At 70.7% G+C, this 24,820-nt stretch carries 22 protein-coding genes; 11 read left to right on the top strand and 11 right to left on the bottom strand.

All coding sequences use genetic code 11. From position 1 onward, the window contains the following. Positions 1 to 6: 6 nt before the first annotated feature. The 4 genes from B5D66_RS03725 to uraD all read right to left on the bottom strand — a co-directional run bounded on the left by B5D66_RS03725 (position 7) and on the right by uraD (position 3,605). Positions 7 to 1,452 (bottom strand): nucleobase:cation symporter-2 family protein, encoded by a 1,446-nt coding sequence (locus B5D66_RS03725; protein ID WP_078760182.1) that lies wholly within the window; start codon positions 1,450 to 1,452, stop codon positions 7 to 9. Positions 1,453 to 1,675: 223 nt separating this feature from the next. Beyond that, positions 1,676 to 2,569: a factor-independent urate hydroxylase gene (pucL, locus tag B5D66_RS03730; protein WP_078760183.1), complete on the bottom strand. Its 894-nt coding sequence runs from the start codon at positions 2,567 to 2,569 to the stop codon at positions 1,676 to 1,678. 152 nt (positions 2,570 to 2,721) lie between these two features. Next, complete coding sequence (uraH, locus tag B5D66_RS03735) at positions 2,722 to 3,081, bottom strand: hydroxyisourate hydrolase (protein WP_235000721.1); 360 nt, start codon at positions 3,079 to 3,081, stop codon at positions 2,722 to 2,724. Then, on the bottom strand, positions 3,078 to 3,605 hold the full coding sequence (gene uraD, locus B5D66_RS03740) for a 2-oxo-4-hydroxy-4-carboxy-5-ureidoimidazoline decarboxylase (protein WP_078760185.1): 528 nt from the start codon (positions 3,603 to 3,605) through the stop codon (positions 3,078 to 3,080). The genes uraH and uraD overlap by 4 nt, the downstream gene beginning before the upstream one ends. A 418-nt stretch (positions 3,606 to 4,023) precedes the next feature. Between uraD and B5D66_RS03745 the strand changes: the two genes are divergently transcribed. From B5D66_RS03745 to leuA, 5 genes are all read left to right on the top strand, one after another. Then, positions 4,024 to 4,824, top strand: coding sequence for a hydroxypyruvate isomerase family protein (locus tag B5D66_RS03745; RefSeq protein ID WP_078760186.1), 801 nt, complete (start codon positions 4,024 to 4,026; stop codon positions 4,822 to 4,824). Between the two features lie 32 nt (positions 4,825 to 4,856). Then, positions 4,857 to 5,762 carry a 2-hydroxy-3-oxopropionate reductase gene (locus B5D66_RS03750; protein WP_078760187.1) on the top strand — a complete coding sequence of 302 codons (906 nt, stop codon included), beginning with the start codon at positions 4,857 to 4,859 and terminating at the stop codon, positions 5,760 to 5,762. A gap of 141 nt (positions 5,763 to 5,903) precedes the next feature. Continuing rightward, positions 5,904 to 7,628: a glyoxylate carboligase gene (gene gcl / locus B5D66_RS03755; RefSeq protein ID WP_078760188.1), complete on the top strand. Its 1,725-nt coding sequence runs from the start codon at positions 5,904 to 5,906 to the stop codon at positions 7,626 to 7,628. A gap of 72 nt (positions 7,629 to 7,700) precedes the next feature. Continuing rightward, the gene (gene alc, locus B5D66_RS03760; RefSeq protein WP_078760189.1) at positions 7,701 to 8,855 is read left to right on the top strand and encodes an allantoicase; all 1,155 of its coding nucleotides are present in this window, start codon (positions 7,701 to 7,703) and stop codon (positions 8,853 to 8,855) included. A gap of 287 nt (positions 8,856 to 9,142) precedes the next feature. Further along, positions 9,143 to 10,852, top strand: coding sequence for a 2-isopropylmalate synthase (gene leuA / locus B5D66_RS03765; RefSeq protein WP_078760190.1), 1,710 nt, complete (start codon positions 9,143 to 9,145; stop codon positions 10,850 to 10,852). 45 nt (positions 10,853 to 10,897) lie between these two features. Here leuA and B5D66_RS03770 read toward each other — a convergent pair whose 3' ends face one another. Continuing rightward, complete coding sequence (locus B5D66_RS03770; RefSeq protein ID WP_235000723.1) at positions 10,898 to 11,599, bottom strand: CAP domain-containing protein; 702 nt, start codon at positions 11,597 to 11,599, stop codon at positions 10,898 to 10,900. Positions 11,600 to 11,865: 266 nt separating this feature from the next. After that, complete coding sequence (locus B5D66_RS03775) at positions 11,866 to 13,158, bottom strand: MFS transporter (RefSeq protein WP_078760192.1); 1,293 nt, start codon at positions 13,156 to 13,158, stop codon at positions 11,866 to 11,868. 391 nt (positions 13,159 to 13,549) lie between these two features. On the opposite strand from B5D66_RS03775, the gene recO reads away from it, so the two are divergent. The 4 genes from recO to B5D66_RS03800 all read left to right on the top strand — a co-directional run bounded on the left by recO (position 13,550) and on the right by B5D66_RS03800 (position 16,945). Continuing rightward, entirely contained in the window at positions 13,550 to 14,281 is a 732-nt protein-coding gene (recO, locus tag B5D66_RS03785) for a DNA repair protein RecO (RefSeq protein ID WP_078760194.1), read from the top strand. Then, entirely contained in the window at positions 14,278 to 15,120 is an 843-nt protein-coding gene (locus tag B5D66_RS03790; RefSeq protein WP_078760195.1) for an isoprenyl transferase, read from the top strand. Before recO ends, B5D66_RS03790 begins: the two co-directional genes overlap by 4 nt. Positions 15,121 to 15,191: 71 nt before the next feature. Further along, positions 15,192 to 16,016 (top strand): SGNH/GDSL hydrolase family protein, encoded by an 825-nt coding sequence (locus tag B5D66_RS03795; RefSeq protein WP_078760196.1) that lies wholly within the window; start codon positions 15,192 to 15,194, stop codon positions 16,014 to 16,016. A gap of 131 nt (positions 16,017 to 16,147) precedes the next feature. After that, positions 16,148 to 16,945: an SGNH/GDSL hydrolase family protein gene (locus B5D66_RS03800; RefSeq protein ID WP_078760197.1), complete on the top strand. Its 798-nt coding sequence runs from the start codon at positions 16,148 to 16,150 to the stop codon at positions 16,943 to 16,945. Positions 16,946 to 16,981: 36 nt separating this feature from the next. Here the strand turns inward: B5D66_RS03800 and B5D66_RS03805 are convergent, their stop codons facing one another. The 4 genes from B5D66_RS03805 to B5D66_RS03820 are packed head-to-tail and all read right to left on the bottom strand — an operon-like array spanning position 16,982 to position 19,523. Next, positions 16,982 to 17,365, bottom strand: coding sequence for a Fur family transcriptional regulator (locus tag B5D66_RS03805; protein ID WP_078760198.1), 384 nt, complete (start codon positions 17,363 to 17,365; stop codon positions 16,982 to 16,984). Further along, positions 17,362 to 18,282 (bottom strand): metal ABC transporter permease, encoded by a 921-nt coding sequence (locus B5D66_RS03810; protein WP_078760199.1) that lies wholly within the window; start codon positions 18,280 to 18,282, stop codon positions 17,362 to 17,364. Before B5D66_RS03810 ends, B5D66_RS03805 begins: the two co-directional genes overlap by 4 nt. After that, positions 18,275 to 19,105, bottom strand: coding sequence for a metal ABC transporter ATP-binding protein (locus tag B5D66_RS03815; protein WP_078760200.1), 831 nt, complete (start codon positions 19,103 to 19,105; stop codon positions 18,275 to 18,277). The genes B5D66_RS03810 and B5D66_RS03815 overlap by 8 nt, the downstream gene beginning before the upstream one ends. Positions 19,106 to 19,136: 31 nt before the next feature. Then, on the bottom strand, positions 19,137 to 19,523 hold the full coding sequence (locus B5D66_RS03820; RefSeq protein ID WP_078760201.1) for a DUF6703 family protein: 387 nt from the start codon (positions 19,521 to 19,523) through the stop codon (positions 19,137 to 19,139). A 278-nt stretch (positions 19,524 to 19,801) separates the two neighbouring features. On the opposite strand from B5D66_RS03820, the gene B5D66_RS03825 reads away from it, so the two are divergent. Next, positions 19,802 to 23,443: a bifunctional glycosyltransferase/CDP-glycerol:glycerophosphate glycerophosphotransferase gene (locus B5D66_RS03825; protein WP_078760202.1), complete on the top strand. Its 3,642-nt coding sequence runs from the start codon at positions 19,802 to 19,804 to the stop codon at positions 23,441 to 23,443. A gap of 16 nt (positions 23,444 to 23,459) precedes the next feature. Here B5D66_RS03825 and B5D66_RS03830 read toward each other — a convergent pair whose 3' ends face one another. Continuing rightward, a complete protein-coding gene (locus B5D66_RS03830; RefSeq protein WP_078760203.1) occupies positions 23,460 to 24,212 on the bottom strand; it encodes a copper homeostasis protein CutC in 753 nt (250 codons plus the stop codon). A 173-nt stretch (positions 24,213 to 24,385) separates the two neighbouring features. Between B5D66_RS03830 and B5D66_RS03835 the strand changes: the two genes are divergently transcribed. Then, the gene (locus B5D66_RS03835; RefSeq protein ID WP_078760204.1) at positions 24,386 to 24,673 is read left to right on the top strand and encodes an antibiotic biosynthesis monooxygenase family protein; all 288 of its coding nucleotides are present in this window, start codon (positions 24,386 to 24,388) and stop codon (positions 24,671 to 24,673) included. Positions 24,674 to 24,820: the final 147 nt, after the last annotated feature.

A 24,820-nucleotide genomic window follows, 5' to 3' on the forward strand; every position in this document is an offset into this window, starting at 1 on the left:
GCGGTGTCAGCTCGGTGGGGCCGACGGTGCTTCGGCGGGTCGGGGACCCGCCTCACCGCCGAGGGGGAGGTCCCCGGCGGTCGCCTGGTGGGGGACGATCGGGGCCGGCGTCGCGCGCGGGCCGATCACGTTGAACACGATGTTGAGCAGGACGGCGACGACACTGGCGCCGATGATGCCCGAGCCGAGGATGGTGGCGGCCCAGCCGGGGAAGGCGTCGTAGAAGCCGGGCACGGCCACGGGGACGATGCCGACCCCGATCGAACAGGCCGCGATGATCAGGTTGAGCCCGTTACCGCCGAAGTCGACCGTGCCGAGCGTGCGCACCCCGCTGATCGCGATCGTGCCGAACAACAGCAGGGCCGCACCGCCCAGCACCGGCATGGGGATGATCGCGATGACCCGGCCCAGCACGGGGAACAGGCCGAGCAGCACGAGCGTGGCGCCTCCGGTGGCCACGACGAAGCGGCTGCGCACACCGGTCAGCGCGATGACACCGATGTTCTGGGCCAGCACACCACAGGGAAAGGAGTTGAACAGCGGGGCGAACAGGGCCGAACCCGCGTCGGCGCGCAGGCCGTCGGCGATGCGCCGCCGGTCGATGGGGGTCCCGATGACCTGGCCCACCGCGAGGGTGTCGGCCGTTCCCTCGGTGAGGATGACCAACATGACCACGCACATGGTCACGATCGGCACCAGGTCGAACTCCGGCAGGCCGAAGTAGAGCGGCTGGCCGAAGGAGAACACCGGCCCTTCCAGGACCGAGCCGAAGTCGACCCGGCCGAAGGGGACCGCGATCACGGTGCCCAACACCAGACCGAGCAGGACCGACATGCCGGCCAGGGAGGGCGGCAACAGCCGGTACAGCACCAGCATGATCAGCAGGGTGATGCCGCCCAGGGCGAGGTTGGACAACGAGGGATGCCCCGAAGCCTCCCCGTCGATGATCCAGTTCGCGGCGACGGGCAGCAGCGACAGGCCGATGACGGTGATGACGCTTCCGGTCACCACCGGGGGGAAGAAACGCAGCAGGGCGGCGAAGAAGGGGGCGATGAGCACCCCGAACACGCCGGCCGCGAACGTCGCGCCGAAGACCACGGGCAGGCCGCGCTCCTCGGCGAAGGTGGCCATGATGCCCAGGGGGACGACGGAGATGCCCACGACCATGGGCAGCCGCGCGCCGAAACGCCACACGCCCAGCGTCTGGAGCAGCGTGGCCAGTCCGCACACGAGGAGCGCGCCGCTGACGAGGACCCCCAGCGCTGCCGTGTCGAGTCCGGCCGCGGCCCCGATGACCAGGGGAGGGGTGGCGACCCCCGCGTACATCGTGACGATGTGCTGGAGGCCATAGGCGAACAGAAGCCGGGGCGCGAGCCGTTCGTCCTCGGGACGGTCCGTCGGGGACGCCGGGGGACGGTCGGCCTTCACGGGGGTGCGGGTCTTCCTGAACAATTCAGCCCCTTGGGATCGTGAGCGGCGGTGATACGGAGCACGGGATCCGTTGTCGCTCGCCGTCACCGAGAAATCGCTGTGAGTGATCGTCGGAGGGTGTGGGCGGGACGCGCACGGACGACAGCGGGGCCGGTGCGCGGCCGGACGGACGGGGCGTGGGGGCGGCCGATCACCGCCCGCCGGAGGGGGCGCGGTCCCGGGGGCCGGGACCGCGCCGGACCGGTCAGATGAAGCCGGGAACGGTCTCCCAGACGCGACCGGCCGCGGGGGCGTCGTCGCGTTCGATGGTGGCCTCGATCTTTCCGTAGGAGCGGTCGGAGGCGAAGAACACCTCGTTCGGGTTGTCCAGGCCGAACGGCGACAGGTCAACCACGAAGTGGTGCTTGTTCGGGCAGGAGAACTTGATCTCGGCGACCTCGGGGTGGGCCTCCAAGACGGCCTTGCCCATCTCCCACAGCGTCTGCTGGAGGGCGAGGCTGTGGTGGTTGGCGAAGGTCTCGATCAGGATCGCGCGGATGGACGCATAGGTCTTGTCCCAGTCGATGTCGGTGCCGATGTAGCGCCAGCGGGCCTTGACGTCGGTGGCCATGACCCGGTCGGTCGTCTCGGCCAGGGTCGTGTATTCGGTCCGGGGGAAACCGTGGAACTCCGAGTCGGTCGTCTTGAGGACGGTGAGCCCCTCCAGGCCGGAGATGACGGTCTCCTCGGCACCGTCCTTGACGACGACGGTGGTGCGGGTCTCGCGGCCGTCCCGGACGAAGGAGTGGTTGTGCGGACCCTCGGCGGTCGCGGCCCGGGTCCAGGTGTACTCCTCGATCTCCTGCCGCGCCCCGTGTACCTGCTCGAAGGTGTCCACGTGGTAACGGGCCAGGCGGAGCGCGAAGTCCTCGATCGCGCCGACCCCGTACTTGCGGGCGAAGGCGTAGACGGTGTTCTTCTGCGTGTCGGTGGCGACACAGTGGGCGTTGTCGCCCTTGGTGTGCACCGCTTCGAAGTCGCCGCGCAGCTGGGAGGTGACGTTGACGTCCTTGATCGTGTGGACGTCGGTGTCCCGGTTGATGTGGACCAGGCGCACCTCGGCCTTGCCGTACTGGTTGTCTCCGAGACGGATTGCCATGTTCGGGTCAACTCCTTGAGGTGGTGGAAGGGGGGAACTGCGGAGTTTTTCCGTCCGGGGCCGGCAGCGACCCCGGACGGGTGCGCCCGAGGGAGGACCGCTGAACGCGGAAGGACCTATCACGCACTCGAAGGAGGTTCGGGAGGGGCGGCCTAGCTGCCCCGGTAGGTGGAGAAGGAGAACGGGCTCAACAGCAACGGCACGTGGTAGTGCGCGTCCTCGTCGGTGAGCTCGAAGGTCACCGTCACCTCGGGATAGAACCCGCGCTGGCCGCTGGCGGCGAAGTAGGCGGCGGTGTCGAAGGTGATGCGGTAGCGGCCCGTGGCCAGGCGCTGCGGGCCGAGGTCGGCGACACGCCCGTCGGCGTCGGTGTCTCCCGTGGCGACCGTCGACCAGGCGCCGCGTCCGGCGTCGTCGGCGGCTTCCAGGCGCACCGGGACACCGCCGGCCGGCCGGCCGAGGGCGGCGTCGAGGACGTGGGTGGTCACGTGGCTGCGAGTTCGGGCGTTCACTGGTCGAGCACCTTTTCCACGCGCACGAGCGCGATCTTGCGGAGTTCGTCGGCGACGACCCTGGCCTCGGTGGCCGGGTCGTTGCCGAGCCGGTCGGTGAGGTCGGCGAGCAGCTCCTCGCCGGAGCGCCCGCTGGCACACACCAGGTAGATCTGTCCGAACCGGCGCTCGTATTCGGCGTTGGCGGCCTGGAAGGCGTCTCGGACATCGCTCCGTCCGGTGTCGACCCCCGCTTGTTCGCCGCGTGACCAGGCGGACTCGGTGTCGCGGCCCGTGGCGCGCTCGCCGATGCGGGGGTGGCGGGCCAGGGCCTTGGCGACCTCGTCGTCGGTGATGGTGCGGGCATGGGCGTCGGCGGCGGCGAAGAGCGCGGTCCGGTCGTTGAACGGCCGTTCGCGTTCCAGCGCCGTCACCCAGCGGTCGATGTCGAGGCAGCGGGCGAACTCGGTCTGGAACTCCTCGGCCGACAGCGCGTTGACGCGCGACAGTCCGGAGTCGACCCCCGTGTCGGTGCTCTCGGGCATGTGCTCTCCAGAGAAGGCGTCCGTCGGGGTGATCTCCCCGTTGACCTTGGCGAGGGCCGTCGTGGCCGGCCGGAACGCTCACAGTGTGGCGATCCCGTGTTTCCACGGCGTATCCCGACGTGACAACCAGATTTCGTAGTGCAGAAACTTCGTTTTGTATGACGGACTGTAGACCGGGCGGTCTGCGGGCTGTCAACACTTGAAGTGAGATGAATTGCGGTTCATGGCGACTTTGTTCACAATGACGAAACTTCTGCGTACTTCATCCATTGATGTCGCTTTTGCGGCTTTAAGGGGGTGAGGAGGTGTTTACGGCGAGGGTGTTGACAAGGAGGGTGGGGGAGCGCACACTCAAGGAGGATTCCTTGAAGTGAAAATTACATTCCACATAGCGAAATAACTCCGGAGGGCTGAGCCCATGAGCCACACGCTGCGCTACACGGCGAACTGCTCGCTGCTGTTCACCGAGCTGCCCGTGAACGAGCGGCCGGCCGCCGCTGCCGCCGCCGGGTTCGACGCGGTGGAGTTCTGGTGGCCCTTCGCCCGGCCTGTTCCCGGCGACGCCGAGGTCGACGCCTTCGTCACCGCGATCACCGACGCGGGAGTCCGGCTCACCGGCCTGAACTTCTACGCCGGTGAGATGCCCGGCCCCGATCGGGGGGTGCTCTCCCTGCCGGATCGGGCCCAGGAGTTCCGGGACAACGTCGACGTCGTCGTCGACATCGCCCGGCGCACCGGGGTGGCCGCCTTCAACGCGCTGTACGGTCTGCGCCAGGACGGGATCGACCCGGCGGAACAGGACCGGATCGCCCTGGAGAGCATCGGCATCGCGGCGGCGGGGGTCGCCGCCGTGGGCGGCACCGTCCTCATCGAGCCCATCAGCGGCGCCGACGCCTACCCGTTGTCGACCGCGGCCGACGCGCTGCGGGTCGTCGCCGCCGCGCACGCCGCCGGCGCGCCCAACGTCGCCCTGCTCGCCGACTTCTTCCACCTCGCCGCCAACGGGGACGACGTCGCCGCCGTGGTGGACGCCCACGCCGCGGAGTTCGGCCACATCCAGATCGCCGACTTCCCCGGACGGGGCGAGCCCGGAACCGGCACGCTCCCCCTCGACGAGCTCCTCGGCGCCGCCCAGACCAAGGGGTACGACGGGTACGTCGGGCTGGAGTACAAGCCGACCGTGTCCAGCGCCGAAAGCCTCGGTTGGCTCAAGCGCTGAACAGGACCGCATCCGTCAGGAAGGAAACGTCAATGCCCCAGGCGCACAAGGTCGCCTTCATCGGACTCGGCATCATGGGCCTGCCGATGGCGGTCAACCTGGTCAAGGCCGGTTTCGCCGTCACCGGTTACAACCGCTCGCCCCACAAGGCCGAACAGCTCGCGCAGCAGGGCGGGAAGGCCGCGAGCTCCGTCGCCGAGGCGGTGCGCGACGCCGACGTCGTCATCACGATGGTGCCCGACTCGCCCGACGTCGAAGAGGTGCTCCTCGGCGAGGACGGCGTGTTCGCCAACGCCGCCCCCGGGACCCTCGTCATCGACATGAGCACCATCCGCCCCGACGTCTCCCGCGAGCTGGCCCGGGCCGGAGCCCAGCGGGGGCTGCGCGTCCTGGACGCGCCGGTGAGCGGCGGCGAGGCGGGCGCCATCGAGGCGAAGCTGTCCATCATGGTCGGAGGGGAGGAGGCCGACTTCGCCGCGGCCGAGCCGGTCTTCTCCGCCCTGGGCACCACCTGTGTCCACGTCGGCCCCGCGGGCTCCGGCCAGACCGTCAAGGCGGCCAACCAGCTCATCGTCGCCGGCAACATCCAACTGGTCGCCGAGGCACTGGTGTTCCTGGAGGCCCACGGCGTCGACACGGAGGCCGGCCTGAGGGTCCTCAACGGAGGACTGGCCGGCAGCACGGTGCTGACCCGTAAGGGCGAGGCGATGCGCAACCGCGAGTTCCAGCCGGGGTTTCGCGTCGAACTGCACGACAAGGACATGAAGATCGTGACGACCGCCGCGCGTGAGGCGGGGGTGAGCATCCCCGTGGGGGCGCTGGTCGCCCAGTTCGTGGGCGCCCTCAAGGCACAGGGCCACGGCGGGCTCGACCACTCCGCGCTGCTCAAGCTCGTCGAACAGCTCTCCGGATCCGAGCGCGGCCGACCGCGCGGATGAGACGGGTCGCCGCCGGCGGGACTGGCGGGACGGTCTCGCGTCTTACGTGTGCTCCGCGCGAGATCCGGCCGCCTGGGTGTTGGCCGCACCACGGTTCCGCCGGCGGAACCCCAACCCCCTAGCACTGAAGGGTTTGCCACCATGGTACAGATGCCCGCGATGAACGCCGTCGTCGAGGTGATGAAGTCCGAGGGCGTCGACACGGCGTTCGGATGCCCCGGCGCGGCGATCCTCCCCCTCTACAAGGCGCTTGAGGAGGTCGGCGGAATCGAGCACCTGATCGTCCGCCACGAGGAGGGCGCCACCCATATGGCCGACGGCTGGGCGCGCACCAGCGGCCGGGTCGGCGTCGCCATCGGAACCTCGGGTCCGGCCGGGACGAACATGATCACCGGCCTGTACACCGCGTTCGCCGACTCCATCCCGATCGTCTGCATCACCGGCCAGGCGGTCTCGACCAAGCTGCACCAGGAGGCCTTCCAGGCCGTCGACATCGTCGAGATCGCCAAACCGGTCACCAAGTGGGCGGTGCAGATCAAGGAGGCCGCCCAGGCCCCGTGGATCTTCCGCGAGGCCTTCAGGACCGCCCGCGAGGGACGTCCCGGTCCGGTCCTCATCGACATCCCGCTCGACGTCGCCCAGCAGATCATCACCTATGACCCGAAGATCGACGCCCCGCTCCCGGTCGCCGCGGTCCAGCCCCACCAGCCCAGGGTCGAACGCGCCCTCGACATGCTGCTGGCCGCCCAACGGCCCCTGATCCTGGCGGGCGGCGGTGTGATCATCGCCGACGCGGCCGAGGAACTGCGCGAACTCGCCGAATACCTCAACATCCCGGTCCAGGTCACCCTCATGGGCAAGGGCGCCATCGACGAGAACAGCCCGCTGTTCTCCGGTATCACCGGCATCCAGACCTCGCAGCGCTACGGCAACGCCTCCTTCCTGGAGTCCGACCTGGTCCTGGCCGTGGGGGCGAGGTTCGGCGACCGCCACACCGGTCGGCTCGACGTCTACCGAGGCGACCGGGCCTTCATCCACGTCGACATCGAGCCGACCCAGATCGGCAAGGTCTTCGAACCGGACCTGGGCGTCGTCTCCGACGCGCGACTGTTCCTGCGCGCCCTCCTCGACCTGGCGAGGAAGCGCGGCGCGGGCCGGCCGGCCGGAGCCTGGGTCGAGCGCGTCGGGGAACTCAAGCGGACGCTGGGCCGCCGTGAGGACTTCGACACCACCCCGATCAAGGCGCCTCGCGTCTACAAGGAGATCAACGAGGTCTTCGGCGCCGACACCTACTTCGTCACCGCCATCGGCCTCTACCAGATCTGGGGCGGGCAGCACCAGAAGGCGTTCAAACCGCGCCACTACCAGATCTGCGGCCAGGCGGGCCCGCTGGGCTGGGAGATCCCGGCCGCGATCGGGGTGAAGAAGGCCCTGAAGAACACCGAACCCGACGCCGAGGTGGTCGGGATCGTCGGAGACTACGGCTTCCAGTACATGGTCGAGGAGCTCGCCGTCGGCGCCCAGTACAACGTGCCGTTCGTCCTCGTCATGCTCAACAACGAGTACCTCGGGCTGATCCGCCAGGCCGAGATCCCGTTCGAGATGAACTACCAGGTCGACATCCACTACGACGAGTTCGGCACCGACAACGTCAAGATCATGGAGGCCTACGGCTGCTCGGGGCGGCGCGTCGCCGATCCGGCCGAGATCAGGCAGGCCCTGGAGTGGGCGCGCAAGGAGGCCGAGGCGACCTCCCGGCCGGTGCTGGTCGAGATCATGATCGAGCGCGAGGCCAACACCCCGCACGGCCCGTCGATCGACGCGGTCAAGGAGTTCGAACCGCTGCCCGACGAGGCCGCGCTCTAGACGACCGCGCCCTCGGGCGCGGCTCGCGATCCGGGGGCAGCCGGCCCCCGGACCCACTTCCACAGGAGAGAGATGTCATTGAGTGACCAGGAGTTCCTCCGGTACCCCGACCTCGCCCTCCGCTCCTTTGGCGGCGCCGTCGTCTACGCCAACGACGAGTCCTTCGCCGAGCGGGAGAACCTCATCAAGCCCACGGCGCCCTTGTTCGACGAGACGGACTTCGGCCACAAGGGCAAGGTGTACGACGGGTGGGAGACCCGACGGCGGAGGACTCCCGGGCACGACTGGGCCATCGTCAGACTGGGCGCGCCCGGCGTGATCCACGGCGTGGTGGTCGACACCGCCTGGTTCAAGGGCAACTACCCGCCCGAGGTCTCGGTCGAGGCGGCGGGTTTCGAGGGGTACCCCACCGTCGAGGAGCTCAACGCCGCCGAGTGGACCACGATCGTGCCACGGTCGCCGGTCCAGGGGCACCACGCCAACGTGTTCACGGTCACCGACGACCGCCGCTACACCCACGTCCGGCTCACCATGCACCCCGACGGCGGGATCGCCCGGTTGCGGGTGCACGGCGAGGCCATCACCGATCCGCGGCTGCTCGTCGCCGGAGGGCTGGACCTCGTCGCCCTGGAGAACGGCGGCCGGGTCACCGGGTGCAGCAACGAGTTCTACTCCTCGCCCACCAACCTCATCGCCCCTGGACTGACCCGCACCATGGGGGAGGGGTGGGAGAACGCGCGCCGCCGCGACGACGGCAACGACTGGGTGGAGTTCCAGCTCGCCGGCTGTGGCGAGGTGCGGCTGCTCGAACTGGACACCAGCTACTTCCTGTTCAACGCGCCCGGGGCGGCCCGGGTCACCGGATGCGACGAGACCGTCTCCGACCCGGCCGACCCGGACTCCTGGTTCACCGTGCTGGAACGCACCGAGCTGCTCCCCGACACCCGCCACCGTTTCGTGGTGGCCGATCCCCGTCCCGCGACCCGGCTGCGCCTGGACGTCTACCCCGACGGCGGGCTGGCCCGGTTCCGGGCGGTGGGCGAGCTGTCGGCGGAGGGTCGCTCCGCGCTGTGGCTGCGCTGGGCCAACGCCCTGCCCGAGGCGCAGCTGCGCGCCGCCTTGAACGCGGCGGGCCTCACGGGGGACCAGGCCGAGCAGGCGCTCGCGAGCCGCCCCTTCGACAAGGCGGACGCGATTCCCGCCGAACTGACCGGGGGCGCGTTCTGATCCCGCGTCCCGGTTGATGGCTCCCAGCCGCAGGGAGCCGGGGCGCCACGGTGGCCGACTTGGCCGGGTCACCGTGGCGCCCCTTCGCGGTGGGACCGGATTCGAGGGTCCGCCCCATCCCGCTCGCGGGGATCTGCTAACGTGATCGTCGTTATGCTGCGCGAGCTGCTCCTCCTTAGCGGCCGCGGCGGGGGCCGTTAGTCAGGCCGGCTCCCTCGCCGCGGGGCTTCGGCGTGTCTTGTCGGCCGTACGACACCGTGAGCACTCTCCACTGAGGAGCACCCGTCATGATTCCGCAGCAACAGCCCAGCGGTATGCCCTTCCAGCGCTACCAGCCCTTCGCCCCGGTCGATCTGCCCGACCGCACCTGGCCCTCCACGACGATCACCCGGGCGCCGCGCTGGCTGTCCACCGACCTGCGCGACGGCAACCAGTCCCTGATCGAGCCGATGGACTCCGAGCGCAAGCGCGAGATCTTCGACCTGCTGGTACGCATCGGCTACAAGGAGATCGAGGTCGGTTTCCCTGCCGCCAGCCAGACCGACTTCGATTTCGTCCGCGGCCTGATCGAGGACGACGCGATCCCCGAGGACGTGCAGATCTCGGTGTTGACCCAGGCCCGCGAGGACCTGATCGAGCGGACCGTGCAGAGCCTGGTCGGAGCGCGGCGCGCGACCGTGCACCTGTACAACGCCACCGCGCCGGAGTTCCGCCGCGTCGTGTTCGGCGTCGACCGCGACGCCTGCAAGGCCATCGCGGTCGAGGGCACCCGGCACGTCATGAAGTACGCCGAGCAGTACCTGGGCGACACCGGGTACTTCGGCTACGAGTACTCCCCCGAGATCTTCATCGACACCGAGCTGGACTTCGCGCTGGAGGTCTGCGAGGCGGTCATGGACGTCTGGCAGCCCGGCCCCGATCGCGAGATCATCTTGAACCTGCCGGCCACCGTCGAGCGCGCCACGCCCAACGTCTACGCCGACCAGATCGAGTGGATGAGCCGCAACCTGTCGCGGCGCGAGTACGTGTGCCTGTCGGTGCACCCGCACAACGACCGCGGGACGGGGGTGGCCTCGGCCGAGCTGGCGGTCATGGCCGGCGCCGACCGGGTCGAGGGGTGCCTGTTCGGCCACGGTGAGCGCACCGGCAACGTCTGCCTGGTCACCTTGGGCATGAACCTGTACAGCCAGGGCGTCGACCCCCAGATCGACTTCTCCGACATCGACGAGATCCGCCGTGTCGTGGAGCATTGCACCCGGCTGCCGGTGAGCCCGCGCCACCCCTATGGGGGCGACCTGGTCTACACCGCCTTCTCCGGATCGCACCAGGACGCCATCAAGAAGGGGCTCAAGGCGTTGGAGGCCGACGCCGAGCAGGCCGGCGTCCCGGTCGAGGAGTACCCCTGGAAGGTCCCCTACCTGCCGATCGACCCCAAGGAGGTCGGCCGCACCTACGAGGCCGTCATCCGGGTCAACAGCCAGTCGGGCAAGGGCGGGGTGTCCTACATCCTGCACCGCGACCACCGTCTGGACCTGCCGCGTCGGCTCCAGATCGAGTTCTCGCGGGTGGTGCAGGAGTTCACCGACGCCGAGGGCGGCGAGTTCACCGGTGAGCGCATCTGGGAGATCTTCCGGGAGACCTACCTGACCGACCGCGGACCGGTCGCGGTCATGGCGCACCGTTCCGCCACGGAACCCGACGGCTCCTACCGGGTCAGCGCCGACGTGCGCGTCCGCGGTGAGATCCGCGAGCTGGTGGGGACGGGCAACGGGCCGATCTCCGCGTTCGTCGACGCGCTGGCCGGCGTGGGGATCAAGGTCCGCGTCGTCGACTACGCCGAGCACGCGATGAGCGAGGGCGGCGACGCCCGCGCCGCGGCCTACGTCGAGGCCGAGGTGGACGGCCGCACCGTGTGGGGTGTCGGCATCAACGACAACATCACCACGGCCTCGCTGAAGGCCGTGTGCAGCGCGGTCAACCACGCCACGCGCGGCTGAGAGGACCCTCCCGGGGTGCGCGACCGCCCGTACCCCGGGAGGGGGTCACTCGCGGCCGAACATCTGGGTCCAGTGGACGCCGTCCCGGCCGACGCCGATGGACCGGTTGTCGCAGTCGAGGATGTTGGCGCGGTGGCCGGGACTGTTCATCCAGGCCGACATGACCTCCTCCGCCGAGGACTGGCCGGCGGCGACGTTCTCGCCGGACCAGGCCCCGTATCCCGCGGCGGCGGCCCGCTCGTCGGGTCCCTCGCCTTCGGGGTTCTCGTGTGCCATGTACTCCCGTTGCGCCATGTCCTCGCTGTGGGACTGGGCGGCCGAGGTCAGACGCTCGTCGGGGCGCAACGGCGCGCACCCCGCCGCCGCGCGCTCGGCGTTGGCCAGCGCGACGACCGCTGCGGCGGAGTCGGCCTGCGGTGCCTCGTCCGGCTCCTCCTCCCGCTCCGCCTCCCCGCGGTCACCGCCGGAGGGGCTGGGGCGGGGGGAGACCTCCTCGGCGGGGATCTCCACGCTGAGCTCGGTGGTCTCGCCGGTCGCGGACGGGACGTCGGGCGCCGAGGGGCTGGCGGAAGGGGCGGGGGAGGACGCGGGGGCGGCGGAGGACGGGACCGGCGGCAGCGAGTCGTCGGGGACGATGACGTTCAGGTCGCCGGCCTGTTCACCGGCCTCGTCCGAGGACAGGGAGGCCAGGGTCAGGGCCGCGGCCAGGCCGAGCCCCACCGGAACCGCGGCCAGCGCGCCGATCACGGGCCGTTGCCACGGGGGAGCCGGTGGAACGGGGGCGCGTCTTCTCCCCCGCCGCGCGCGTCGCGTTCTATCGTCCTGCCGCCGGTGGTTCGCGTTGCCCCGTGGCATGTCGTGGCCCCCGTCTGCCTGGTGTGGGTCGTGTTTGCGCGAGATGGTAGACCAAATGCGGGCAAAGAGTGTCGTGGTTCCCCGTTACCGCAGGAAAGGCGGTGGGGCCCGGTCGGCACCGGACCCCACACGTCGAAGGCCGCTCCCGCTGGAGCGGTTCAGTCCTCCTCGGCCACGGTGACGCGGCGGGCCATGGACACGGCCACGATGGAGATGATCGCGGTGAACACGAGATAGATCGCGATCGGCGCCCACGAGTTGTCGTAACGGCCCAGCAGCCAGGTGGCGAGCAGCGGCGCGGTGCCGCCGGCCAGCGCCGCGCCGACCTGGTAGCCCAGCGTCACGCCGGTGTAGCGGACCCGGGTGGAGAAGATCTCCGAGGACAGCGTGCCGATCGTGGCGGTCACGGGAGGCCAGAAGATGCCCAGGCCGATCACCGTGGCCAGGACGAGGGCCCAGGCGCCGCCCAGGTCGATCAGCATGAAGTAGGGCGCGGCGAACAGCGCGAGCAGTACGGCGCCGCCCAGGTAGACCCGCTGGCGGCCGAACGTGTCGGAGAGGCGGCCCATGAGCGGGATCATGACCGTGGCGACGATCGCGCCCACCGTCACCGCGTTGAGCGCGGTGGCGTTGGCGAAGCCGAGCGTTCCCGTGGCGTAGCTGACCACGAACGTGCCGAAGATGTAGAACGGCGCGGTCTCCACGACCTTGGCGCCGATCGCGATGAGCACGGAACGCCAGTGGTGGCGCAGCGTCTCGGCGATGGGCATCTTGGCGACGTTGCCCTCGGCCTTGGCCTGGCGGAAGGCGGGGGTCTCGTCGATCCCCGAGCGGATCCACAGGCCCAGCAGCACCAGCAGGAAGCTGGCGATGAACGGGATGCGCCAGCCCCAGGAGGTGAACTGCTCCTCCGAGAGCAGCTGCATCACGGTCAGGGCCAGACTGGCCAGCAGCATGCCGATGGTGATGCCCATCTGCGGAACGCTGCCGAACAGGCCGCGGCGGTTCTTCGGGGCGTACTCGTAGGCGAGCAGCAGCGCGCCGCCCCATTCGCCACCGATGCCCAGCCCCTGCACCAGGCGCAGGATGATCAGCAGGATGGGGGCCCACACCCCGATCTGGGCGTAGGTCGGCAGCAGGCCGATGAGCACGGTCGAACCGCCCATCAGCGACAGCGTGATGACCAGCGTCTTCTTACGCCCGATGCGGTCGCCGATGTGCGAGAAGATGAAGCCGCCCAGGGGGCGGATGAAGAAGGTCAGGGAGAAGGACAGGTAGGACAGCATCAACGACACCACGGGGTCGCTGGAGGGGAAGAAGAGCTCGTCGAAGACGAGCCCCGCGGCGGTGCTGTAGAGGAAGAAGTCGAACCACTCGATCGAGCTGCCGGTCAGGCTGGCCGCGATCACCTTTCCGTGCGGACGTTTTCTGGCGCTGTTGGCCACGCTCATGTGCGCGGGTCTCCTGTTCAAGCCGGCCTCGGTGAGGCTGGGGGATGCGGCCCGCGGGCCGCCGGGGGAGGACGGCGAGCTCGGCGAGGTTTCCGGCCGGACGCGCTCCTGGGGCACCGTCGGTGGGTCCGGGGTGGCCGGAAGGGGGACCGAGCGGGAGGGGCCGGTGGCCGGGGTCGTGCCCCGTCACACGGCCCGGTGACTGCCATGAACCTAGGGCACGGTTGAAACCCGGGAGTTTGCCCACCTGGCCAAAGAACGGCCGGCGGGTTTGTTCGAGTGAACGAAAAGATGAAATCGCGAGTAATCCGGAAACATGACCGTTACCCGGGGGTGGGAGCGCGGCCGGGCCGTGGCGCACCCGCCGCCCGGAATCGGCGACAATGGAGGGGTGAGCCTCTACCGTGACGAGGGCGTTGTCCTCAGGACCCGCAAACTCGGCGAGGCCGACCGCATCGTGACCCTGCTGACCCGGCGTACCGGGTTGGTGCGCGCCGTCGGCAAGGGCGTGCGCCGGACCAAGTCCCGATTCGGGGCCAGGCTGGAGCCGTTCACCCATGTCGACCTCCAGCTCTACACCGGGCGCACGCTCGACGTGATCACCCAGGCCGATACGCTGCACGCCTACGGGACGCCCATCGTCGCCGACTACGCGCGCTACACCGCGGGCACCGCGATGCTGGAGACGGCCGAGAAGATCGTCATCGTCGAGAAGGATCCCGCCCTGCGGCAGTTTCTCCTGCTCATCGGGGGGCTGCGGACGCTCGGCGGAAACGAGCACGACCCCCGGCTGGTCCTGGACGCCTACCTGCTGCGCTCCCTCGCGGTGGCCGGCTACGCGCCGGCGCTGGACGAGTGCGCCAGGTGCGGCTCGCACGGTATCCAGCGCTCCTTCGCGGTGCACGCCGGCGGCGCGGTGTGCTCGGTGTGCCGCCCGGCCGGCTCGGCCAGTCCCGCGCCGGACACGCTGCGGTTGATGGTGGCCCTGTTGCGCGGCGACTGGGCCGGCGCCGACGCCAGTGAGGAACGGCACCGCACCGAGTGCAGCGGTCTCGTCGCCGCCTACCTCCAGTGGCACCTCGAAAACGGAATCCGATCCCTGCGCCTCGTGGAGCGTTCTTGAGTCCTTACAACCCCCTCTCGTCGAAGTCCTCCCGGCAGTACGCGCCCCCGGTGCCCCACCCCAGTGGCGCCCGCCCGCCGGAGCTGCCCCGCGAGCTCATCCCCCGTCACGTCGCGCTCGTCATGGACGGCAACGGCCGCTGGGCCAAGGAGCGCGGCCTGCCGCGCACCGAGGGGCACAAGGCGGGGGAGAGCTCCCTGTTCGACGCGATCGAGGGCGCGCTGGAGCTGGGCATCCCCTATCTGTCGGCCTACGCCTTCTCCACCGAGAACTGGAAGCGCTCGCCCGAGGAGGTCCGCTTCCTCATGGGCTTCAACCGGGAGGTGCTGCGCCGCCGCCGGGACGAGCTGCACGCCCGCGGCGTGCGCGTCCGCTGGGCCGGCCGGCGCGGCCGGCTGTGGAAGAGCGTCATCAAGGAGCTGGAGGAGGCCGAGGAGCTGTCGAAGGACAACACCCGGCTCACCCTCCAGTTCTGCGTCAACTACGGCGGTCGCGCCGAGATCACCGACGCCGCGGCGGCGATCGCCCGCGCGGCGGTCGAGGGGCGGATCAACCCGGACCGGATCACCGAGGCCACGTTGGCCAAGTACCTCGACGAACCCGATATTCCCGACGTCGATCTGGTGGTGCGCCCCTCGGGGGAGCAGCGCATCTCCAACTTCCTGCTGTGGCAGTCGGCCTACGCCGAGTTCGTCTTCCTCGACACGCTGTGGCCCGACTTCGACCGGCGGCACCTGTGGCACGCCTGCGAGGTCTATGCCAGCCGTGACCGGCGCTACGGCGGCGCGGTGCCCAACCCGGTCCCGCCCGTGACGGACCCCGCCCCTCCCGGCCGCTGAGGTCCCCGCCGTGGCCCGCCACGGCGTCCCTGGAGCCGAGCCGAGCGCATGACCAGGCATGATCGGATGACGTGAGAACAATCGACCTGAACAGAGACAGCCTCACCTACGTCGCGATCGGCGACAGTTTCACCGAGGGGGTCGGCGACCCGCACACCCCCGAGCGGGCCGTTCACGAGGGCGAGTTCCGGGGCTGGGCCGACCGGTTCGCCGAGCACCTCGCCGGCCATGTCGGCGAGGTCCGCTACGCCAACCTCGCGGTGCGCGGCAAGCTGCTGCGCCAGGTCATGGCGGACCAGCTGCCCCGCGCCCTCGAACTCCGGCCGGACCTGGTGTCCTTCAGCGCGGGGGGCAACGACCTGTTGCGCCCCGGGGCCGACCCCGACCGGTTGGCCCTGGTGCTGGAGGAGGGGGTGCGCCGGTTGCGGGCGGCGGGCAGCGAGGTCGTGCTGTTCACCGGGGTCAACATCACCGGCGGCTACATGCGCGCCCTCATCGGCACGTTCGCGCGCTACTACCTGAACATCCGCGCGATCGCCGACCGGCACGGCTGCTATCTGGTCGACCAGTGGTCCATGGGCGTCCTCGCCGACGCCAGGGCCTGGGACGCCGACCGGCTGCACATGTCACCGGAGGGCCACCGGCGACTGGCGCTCAAGGTCTGCGAAGTCCTGGGCGTCCCGGTGGCGGGGCGCTGGGATGACCCGTGGCCGCCGGTCCCCGCCGTCCCCTGGTTCACGGCGCGGGGGGAGGACCTGCGCTGGGCCCGGAGCTTCCTGGTGCCGTGGGTGGGCCGCAGGCTCACCGGCCGCTCGTCGGGTGACTCCGTCACCGCCAAGCGGCCCGCGCCGGAGCGGGTGCGGCGTCTGGAGCGCGAGGACGACCCGTCCCGGTAGCGCGCCGCCGCGCGACCGTCGGCGGGCCGTTCACCGGGGCCGGCCCGCCGACGTGAGGCGCGCAACAAAAGGTCGAAATCCTCGAACCTACTGTCGCGTAACCATGGACTCAGCATGCATGATCGTCTACCATGAGCGGCTTTTCCATCGAGCGGGACATCGTTTCCTACGTCGCCATCGGCGACAGCTTCACGGAGGGCATGAGCGACCCCTACCCGGACAGCACGGCGGTGCCGACCGGTAGGTATCGGGGGTGGGCGGACCGGTTGGCCGAGCACATGGCCGACCACATCGGGGAAGTGCGCTACGCCAACCTCGCGGTGCGCGGAAAACTGATCCGCCAGATCGTCGCGGAGCAGCTGCCCCGCGCCATCGAACTACGTCCGGACCTGGTGACCATCTGCGCCGGCGGCAACGACATCATCCGCCCGGGCAGCGACCCCGACCAGGTCGCCGAGATATTCGAAGGGGCGATCGGCCGGCTTCGGGAGACCGGGGCCGACGTGTTGATCTTCACCGGCTTCGACACCGGGTTCCAGCCGGTCATGCGGCGCTTCCGCGGCAAGATCGCCACCTACAACATGCACCTGCGCGGCATCGCCGACCGCTACGGCTGCCAGGTCGTCGACCTGTGGAGCATGAAGATCTTCGCCGACCGGCAGGCCTGGGACGCCGACCGGCTGCACCTGTCCCCCGAGGGGCACCGCCGTCTCGCCCTCAGGGTGGCCGAGGTGCTCGGCCTGCCCGCCGACGAGGACTGGAACGCCCCCTGGCCCGCCCTGCCGCCGATGGCCTGGCACGTGGCGCGCCAGCAGGACCTGCACTGGGCGCGCGAGTTCCTGGTGCCCTGGATCGGGCGCAGGCTGACCGGACGGTCCTCCGGCGACGGGATCAGGCCCAAGCGGCCCAACCTGGAGCGGCTGCGCTGAGGGCCTGACGGCCGCCGGGGGGAACCCCGGCGGCCGTCAGGCCGTGCTCTTCGCGCAATCGCCGCAGGTGCCGAACACCTCGACCGTGTGGGTGAGATCGACGAACCCGTGATGACGGGCCAACTCCTCGGCCCAGCTCTCCACGGCCGGCCCCTCGATCTCGACCGCCTTGCCGCAGGAGCGGCAGACAAGGTGGTGGTGGTGGGTGTCGGTCACACAGGCCCGGTAGACGGCCTCGCCGTCGTCCGTGCGCAAGACGTCGATCTCTCCGGCGTCGCTGAGCGCCTGGAGGGCACGGTAGACCGTTGTCAGCCCGATCTTCGAGCCCTCGGCGCGCAGATCGGCATAGAGGTCCTGGGCACTGCGGAAACCGGCGCTCTCGTTCAGCGCCTGGCGAACTGTCTCGCGTCGTGTACTCATGTCGATGGGCTCCCCGGATCCAGGCTCCCCGGCTTCGTCTGGGGAATCGTACCGGCCGGGACGGCCTCGGCGCCCTTCTGGGGCACCGGACCGCGGCCCCGCCGCCGGCGCACCACCTGGCCGACACCGACGGACACGGCGAAGACGGCCAGGGCCAGCAGCACGATGGCCGCTCCCGGCGAGATGTCGGCACCGGAGTAGAAGGCGGCGGAGACCCCGCCGAGGGAGGCCACCACGCCGATGCCCATGGCCAGCGCCACGGTCACCCGGAAGCTGCGGGTCAGCTGCTGGGCCGCGGCGACCGGGACCACCATCAAGGCGCTGACCAGCAGCACCCCGACCACGCGCATCGCGATGACGACGGTGACCGCGGCGGTGATCGCGATGACCGCGCTGAGCAGACGCACCGGAAGACCGTGGGCGCGGGCCACCTCCTCGTCCTGGCACAGGACGAACAGCTCCCGGCCGAAGAAGGCGAGAACGCCGAGGACGATCACCGCCAACGCGATCACGGCGTAGACGTCCTCGGTGCTGACGGTGCTCACCGAGCCGAACAGGAACGAGGTGAGTGTCGCCGTGTTCGCTCCCGGCGCCAGCCCGATCAGCAGGACACCGCCGGCGATCCCGCCGTAGAACAACAGGGCGAGCGCGACATCGCCGCTGGTGCGGGTCCGCACCCGGACCAGCTCGATCAGGAGCGCGCCGGCGGCCGAGACGATCAGCGCGGTGAAGATCGGAGAGGTACTGGTGAGGATGCCCAGCGCCACACCGGTCAAGGCGATGTGGCCGATGCCGTCTCCCAGGAGCGCGAGCCGGCGCTGCACCATGAAGGTGCCGATGGCGGGCGCGACGAGGCCGACGAGGAGGGCGGCGATCAGCGCCCGCTGCATGAAGTCGTAGGCGAACAGGTCAGTCACGGAGCGGGACCTCAAGGGCAGGGGCGGCGGGCAGGGAGGCCGCGTCGCTGGTGTGCGGGTGCAGGTGGGGGCTGGAGGAGAGAAGGCCGCCAGGCGGTCCGTCGTGCACGACCACGCCGTCGGACAGCATGACGGCGCGCTCGATGAGCGGTGCCAGGGGGCCGAGCTCGTGGAGGACGAGGACCACCGTCGCGCCGGATCGGGCGAGGTCGGCGATCGTGCGGGCGAGCGCCTGCTGGTTCGCGGCGTCCACGCCGGCCATGGGCTCGTCCATGACGAAGGTGTCGGGGCCGCCCGCGAGGGCCCGGGCGATGAGGACGCGCTGCTGCTGGCCGCCGGACAGCTCGTGGACGGAGTCGCGGGCGCGGTCGGTCAGGCCGACGGACTCCAGGGCGTGCTCGACGGCGGCGCGGTCGGCGGCGGACGCCCGGCGCCACCGGCGCCGGCGGGCCACCTGACCGGAGGCGACCACCTCGCGCACGGTGGCCGGCACGCCCCCGCCCACCGACAGGCGCTGGGGCACGTAACCGATGCGTCCCCAGTCGCGGAAGCCGCGCACCGGCCGGCCGTGGATCTCGACGGAGCCGCTGGCGAGGGGGACCACGCCGAGCATCGCGCGCATCAGGGTGGACTTGCCCGAACCGTTGGCGCCGAGAACGGCGACGACCTCGCCATGCGGGATCTCAAAGGAGACGCCGCGCACCACGGGCTTGCGGTCGTATTCGACGACGGCGTCGGCGACGCGGAAGGCGGGTGGGGCCGACGAGGGGGGCGTGTCGTGTGCGGACGCGGACGACTCGACGCGGGATACCTCTACAGACACTTCTCCATCATGCCGAAAACGAAAATGATTGTCAAAATAACCCGGATTGGAGCAGACCGAGAAGCAGCAGCGTCGCGACCACCACGCAGCGCAGCGTCCGCTCCGCCTGCTTCAGCGTCGGCCAGCTGAGGAACGCCAGCCAGGCGAAGAAGAGCGCCAGCAGGCCCAGCAGCAACGCGCCCACCACCCCCGCCAGGAGCAGGCCCGCGATGAACACCGCCGCCATGGAGATCGGGAGCACCCAGCGGGGCGCACTGTGCAACACCAGGAGCGGCACCGCGCTGCGGCGCTCGATCGCCGCGCGCAGCCCGGGCCCGGCGGGACCGGCGGCGGGCCGGGGATCAGCCGACGACGGCGGACGCCCCGGTCGGGAGGGACGGGTACGGGAGGTGCGGGAGTTCTTGCGTTTGGGGGACACGCGGCTCCTCCGGGACTGCGGCGCTGACGGGAACGCAGCCTATCCGCCGCCGGGTCGGGACGGAGGGAGAGCACACCAGATGGCGGAGAGTCAGGTATCGGGCCGCGCCAGTGCCGTTATTTTGGTTAGGAGGCGCCGAAGCGGCGTGATCCGGCCGCCGACGGCGGTTTACCACCCACTCACCCATGCCGACCTAGGGTCGCTCCACGTCGCGGGCGCCGACGCACCCGGTCGTACGCGCCGCTCCGCATGATGATCACCTGGGAGACTGTTTTTCCGTGCCGAAGCTCAGCGTCATCGTTTCCTTCGACGTCACAGAGCCCCACCTGCAGCACTGCCTGGACTCACTGGCCCGGCAGAGCATGGACATGGCCGACGTCGAAATCCTCCTGGTGCCGGTCGAGGCCCGGGACCCCCTCGCCCGAACCGCGGCGCGGCCCGCTCCGGTGCCGGGAGGCGACACCGACGACGGTGAGGAGGCCCCGGCCCAGGACGGCGACCGCGACGAGAGCGAGCAGGAGGACGGCGAGTCCGTCGACTCGGCCCGCGCCGAAGGACTCGCCGTCGCCAAGGCGCACGACGGGCGCTCGCTGGGCGGGGCGACCGTCAGGCTGGTCGACTCGGCCAGCCCCGGGCACGCGCCGGCGCGCCGCGCGGGTTCGGCCGTCGCCTCGGGGGAGTACCTGCTCTTCCTGGAGGGGGCCGACGCGCTGACCGAGTACGCGCTGGAGCACCTCACCTCGGTCGTCGAGACGTCGGGATGCGACCTGGCCGCCGGGAACGTCTACCGGTTCAACGAGCTCGGCGCGCGCGCCTCCTCCACCCACCGCAAGATCTTCGACCGGGCCCGCGACGCGGTCCACGTGCGCGACGTCCCCGCCCTCATCGGCGACCGCACCTACGGCAACAAGGTGTGGCGCCGTTCGCTGTGGGAGCGCCTGCCCGAGACCGTCCCGAGTGACGACTGCGCCGACCTCGACATCGTGCGCGCCCACTTCATGGCGCGCGCGGTCGCGACCGTCCCCGCCCCGGTCCTGCTCCTGCGCGACCGCGAGACCAAGAACGACCTCAGCGACATCGACGTGCTGACCAGGCGGATCACCGCCATCGATGACCTGGCCGCCGCCCTGGCCGGCGCCGACCGGCCCCTGTGGGACCAGGTCGCGCTCACCCGGGACCTGCGACGGGTCCTGCTGCGTCTGGACGACGCCGACGAGGCCGCGCGCGCCCGCTTCCTCGACCTGGTCAACGCCTATCTCGACGGCGTCTCCCGCGAGGTGCTCGACGAGTTGAGCGTGCTGCACCGGCTCAACTACCACCTCGTCCGCAAGCGCCGGATGGACCTCCTCCTGGAGACCGTCACCTTCCAAAAGAGCGTCGAGCTGAAGAAGGCGCCCGTGGTGCGCCGGGGGCTGAACTACTACATCTCCTACCCCTTCTTCGAGGACGCCGCGGCCGGCGTGCCCCGCGAGATCTACCGTCTCGACGAGGAACTGAAGGTGCGCCAAAAGACCGAGAAGGTCGAGTGGGTCGACGGCCAGCTGGTGATCGGCGGGCGCGTCGGCATCCGGCACCTGCGCGCCGGACGCCGTTGGCAACAGCACCTGCTGGCCTTCCTGGTCGAGACCGGGACGGGGCGGCGCCAGCCGGTGCCCGTCAAGGTGCGCCGGGCCGCCGAGTACCGGCTGCCCGACGTCCCCGACGCCGCACGGCACGACTACGGCGGTTTCGAGGTCACCGTGGACCCGGCCCGGCTGCGCGTGTCGGGCCAGTGGCGGTCGGCGGACTGGCAGGTCGAGCTCGTCGTGGTCAACCGGGGCCTGGTCCGCCGGCGCGTCATCGCCAACCCGGTCTCCGGCCCGCCGGAGCGGCCGCCCTACCGCAAGGTGGCCGAGGACGTGTGGGTCCGTCCCGACTGGGACGCCGACCAGCGGCTGCGGATCGTGGTGGAGCCGCTGCGGGTCACCCTCACCGGCCACCGGGTGGACCAGGGGACGGGGGCGCCCGAGCTGGAGCTCACCGGCCGGTTCGTCCCGCCCGTGCCGGCGCAACCGCACCGGTTGCGTCTGGTCCGGCTCCCCGGGACGAGCGAGCTCGAATACCCATTGCACACCTCCGACACCGGGTTCACCGTCCGTGTCCCGGCCCTCGACCTGCTCAGCCGCGCGGTCTCCGAGGGCAACGGCGCGCTGCGCCAGGAGCAATGGCGGGTCGAACTGTGCGCGGACGACGGGACCGTACTGCCGGTCGTCGTGCCCGACGACCTCCCCCTCGCCGCCCACCCGGCCGGTGACGGGCACCGCGAGATCGCGGTGCAGCGCACCAGCACGGGCCATCTCCGGCTGCGCGCGGGGTCGGCGCGCCCCGTCCTGCACGGTGTGAGCTGGGAGGGCCGCCGTCTCGTCCTGACCGGCCGCTACGCCGCGGCCCTGGACGCCGAGCTGGTCCTCAAGGCCAGGGGGCGCGACGAGCAGCACCTGTTCCCGATGGAGCGCGACGGCGAGGAGTTCCGCGCGTTCCTCGCCCCCGCGGACGTCCCCACCCTGTCGGGAACGCTCTCCCTGCCGGCGGGCACCTACCGGCTGGGCGCCCGAGTGCGCCCTGCGGGAGAGGAGGAGCACGAGGTCACGGCCGAGCTGGATCCCGACGTCGTCCGCGAGCTGCCGATGACGATGGAGACCGCCGAACGGGTCTACGAGTTCGCCGACAGCGGGTTCGACACCCCCGTGCTGAAGGTCGGCAGCGACCTGCGCCCCGAGGAACGCGGCACCTTCGCCCAGCGTCAACTGCGGGAGGTGGCCTACCCCGCGATGCGCGAGGAGGCGCTGACCGAGGGCATCCTGTTCGACAGCTACACCGGCCGGCAGTTCTCCGACAGCCCGCACAGCATCTACGCCGAGCTTCGGGCCCGCGGCGGGCGGTGGGCCGACTACCCGATGTCGTGGCTGGTGCGTGACGGCCAGGTCGACCTCCCGGCCGACCTCGCCCGGGTGCGGCACAACGGCCGCGAGTTCTACGAATCTCTGGCCCGTTCCGCCTACATCGTCACCAACTCCCGTCAGCCGGCCTGGTTCGCGCGCCGTCCCGGACAGGTGGTCGTGCAGACCTGGCACGGTTCGATGCTCAAGCGCATCGGCTTCGACATCGAGAACATCCGGGGCAAGGCCCGCGACTACCACGAGAAGCTGGCGTGGGAGACCAAGCAGTGGGACTACCTGGTGTCGCCGAGCCCGTGGGCGACCCCGATCCTGCGCCGGGCGTTCCGGTTCGAGGGCGAGATCCTGGAGACCGGCTACCCCCGCAACGACATCTTCTTCTCCGCCGACCGGGAGCTGATCGCCGAACGCACCCGGCGCCGTCTCGGCCTGCCCGAGGGCAAGAAGGTGATCCTCTACGCGCCGACCTGGCGGGACGACAAGTACTACACGCGCGGCAAGCACAAGCTGGACCTGCACCTGGACCTGCGGCGCATGTACGACAAGCTCGGCGAGGACCACGTGCTGCTGGTCCGCCGCCACCCGCGCGTCGTCGACAGCGTGCCGATCGTCGGCGAGGACTTCGTCTACGACGTCTCGCTGTACCCCGAGATCATGGAGCTGTTCCTGGTCACCGACATCCTGGTTACCGACTACTCGTCGATGATGTTCGACTTCGCCAACACCGGCCGGCCGATGCTGTTCTTCACCTACGACATCGAGAGCTACCGCGACAACCTGCGCGGGTTCTACTTCGATTTCGAGGAGACCGCCCCGGGGCCCCTGCTGTTGGAGTCCGACGACGTGATCGAGTCGATCGTCGGGGTCGACGACGTCGCGCGCGCCTACGCGGACCGCTACCGGGCCTTCACCGACCAGTTCTGCCCGCTGGACGACGGCGGCGCGGCCGCGCGCGTCGTCGACCGGGTCTTCGGAGAGGGGTAGCCGGGGCGGGCCGTCCTCAGGCCTGTTCCCGCGCGGCGGCCATGATGGCCGCGATCCGCCGGGGGGAGCTGACGCGGCGCTCGGTCTCGTCGACCGGCGCCGCGGTCGCCATGCGAACGCGCGGATTGCGGTGCGCGACCGGGACGGGCACCGTCTCCATCCCCGAGAAGTGCAGCTCGTCCACCCCGGTGCGGGCCACCAGGTCCGCGGCGGTGCGCTCGTCCACCCCGCCGCCCGGCATGATCGAGATCCGTCCGCCGGCGTGCCGCACCAGCTCGGAGATCAGCGGCGCGCCGGCCGGGGCGGTGGCCTCCTGGCCGGAGGTCAGCACCCGCTGTACGCCGAGGTCGATCAGCTCCTCCAGGGTCGAGAAGGGGTCGGCGGCCATGTCGAAGGCCCGGTGGAAGGTCACCGAGAGTCCCTGGGCCGCGGCGACCAGGCGTTCCACCGCGGGACGGTCGACCTTGCCCTCGGGGGTCAGGGCGCCGATGACGACGCCGGGCACTCCTGCGGTGGCGAAGGCCCACACGTCCCGTTCCATGGCGGCCACCTCGTGCCGGTCGTAGACGAAGTCGCCCCCACGCGGCCGGACGATCGGGTGGACCCGGATCCGGGAGGTGGCGGCGAGCGTCTCCTCGACCGTTCCCAGGCTCGGGGTCAATCCGCCCTCCGACAGCGCCGAGCACAGTTCCACCCGGTCGGCGCCGGCGCGCTCGGCGATGAGCGCGCCTTCGACACCGTCGACGCAGATCTCGAAGCGGAGGGTCATGGGGGGCTCCCTTTCCTCGTGGTACCTACCGGTATAGACCAGTAGACCACGGGGCGCGCGCCGGAACACGGCCACGGTGCCCGTGGCCCAAAACGCCGGAACCGAGGTCCCGGCGTTCCCGGGGACCTCGCTGTCGGGGAGGCGGAGGGGGAGGACGGTGGCACGATGGTCGGGTGATCGTCATCACCCGTTACACCGTCTCCCCGAACGACGCCGACGATTTCGTCGCCCGGGCCCGAGAGGCCCTCGGCGCGTTGAGTCGAAGGCCCGGCTTCAAGGAGGGCAGTGTCGGCCGCGCGGCCGACGACCCGGACCTGTGGACCGTCGTGACCTCGTGGGAGGGCGCCGGCTACTACCGCAGGGCGCTCTCCGACTTCGACGTCAAGGTCGCCGCGGTGCCGCTGCTCGCCCTCGCTCACGACGAGCCGAGCGCGTTCGAGGTGGTCGCCACGAGCCCGTGACCGGCCGCGGTCGCCCTTGTCCCCGCGTGTCGGGCGCGGGTCCGGTCGGGGACCCGCGCCGCCGGTCGGGGGAGCCGGGACCGGACCCCGAGAGGCCGCCCGTCTCCCAGGCCGACCCGGGGCGCGGCGCCGTTGGTGCTCGTCAGG

This window comes from Marinactinospora thermotolerans DSM 45154 (genome assembly GCF_900167435.1).
In the GTDB taxonomy this organism is placed as follows: domain Bacteria; phylum Actinomycetota; class Actinomycetes; order Streptosporangiales; family Streptosporangiaceae; genus Marinactinospora; species Marinactinospora thermotolerans.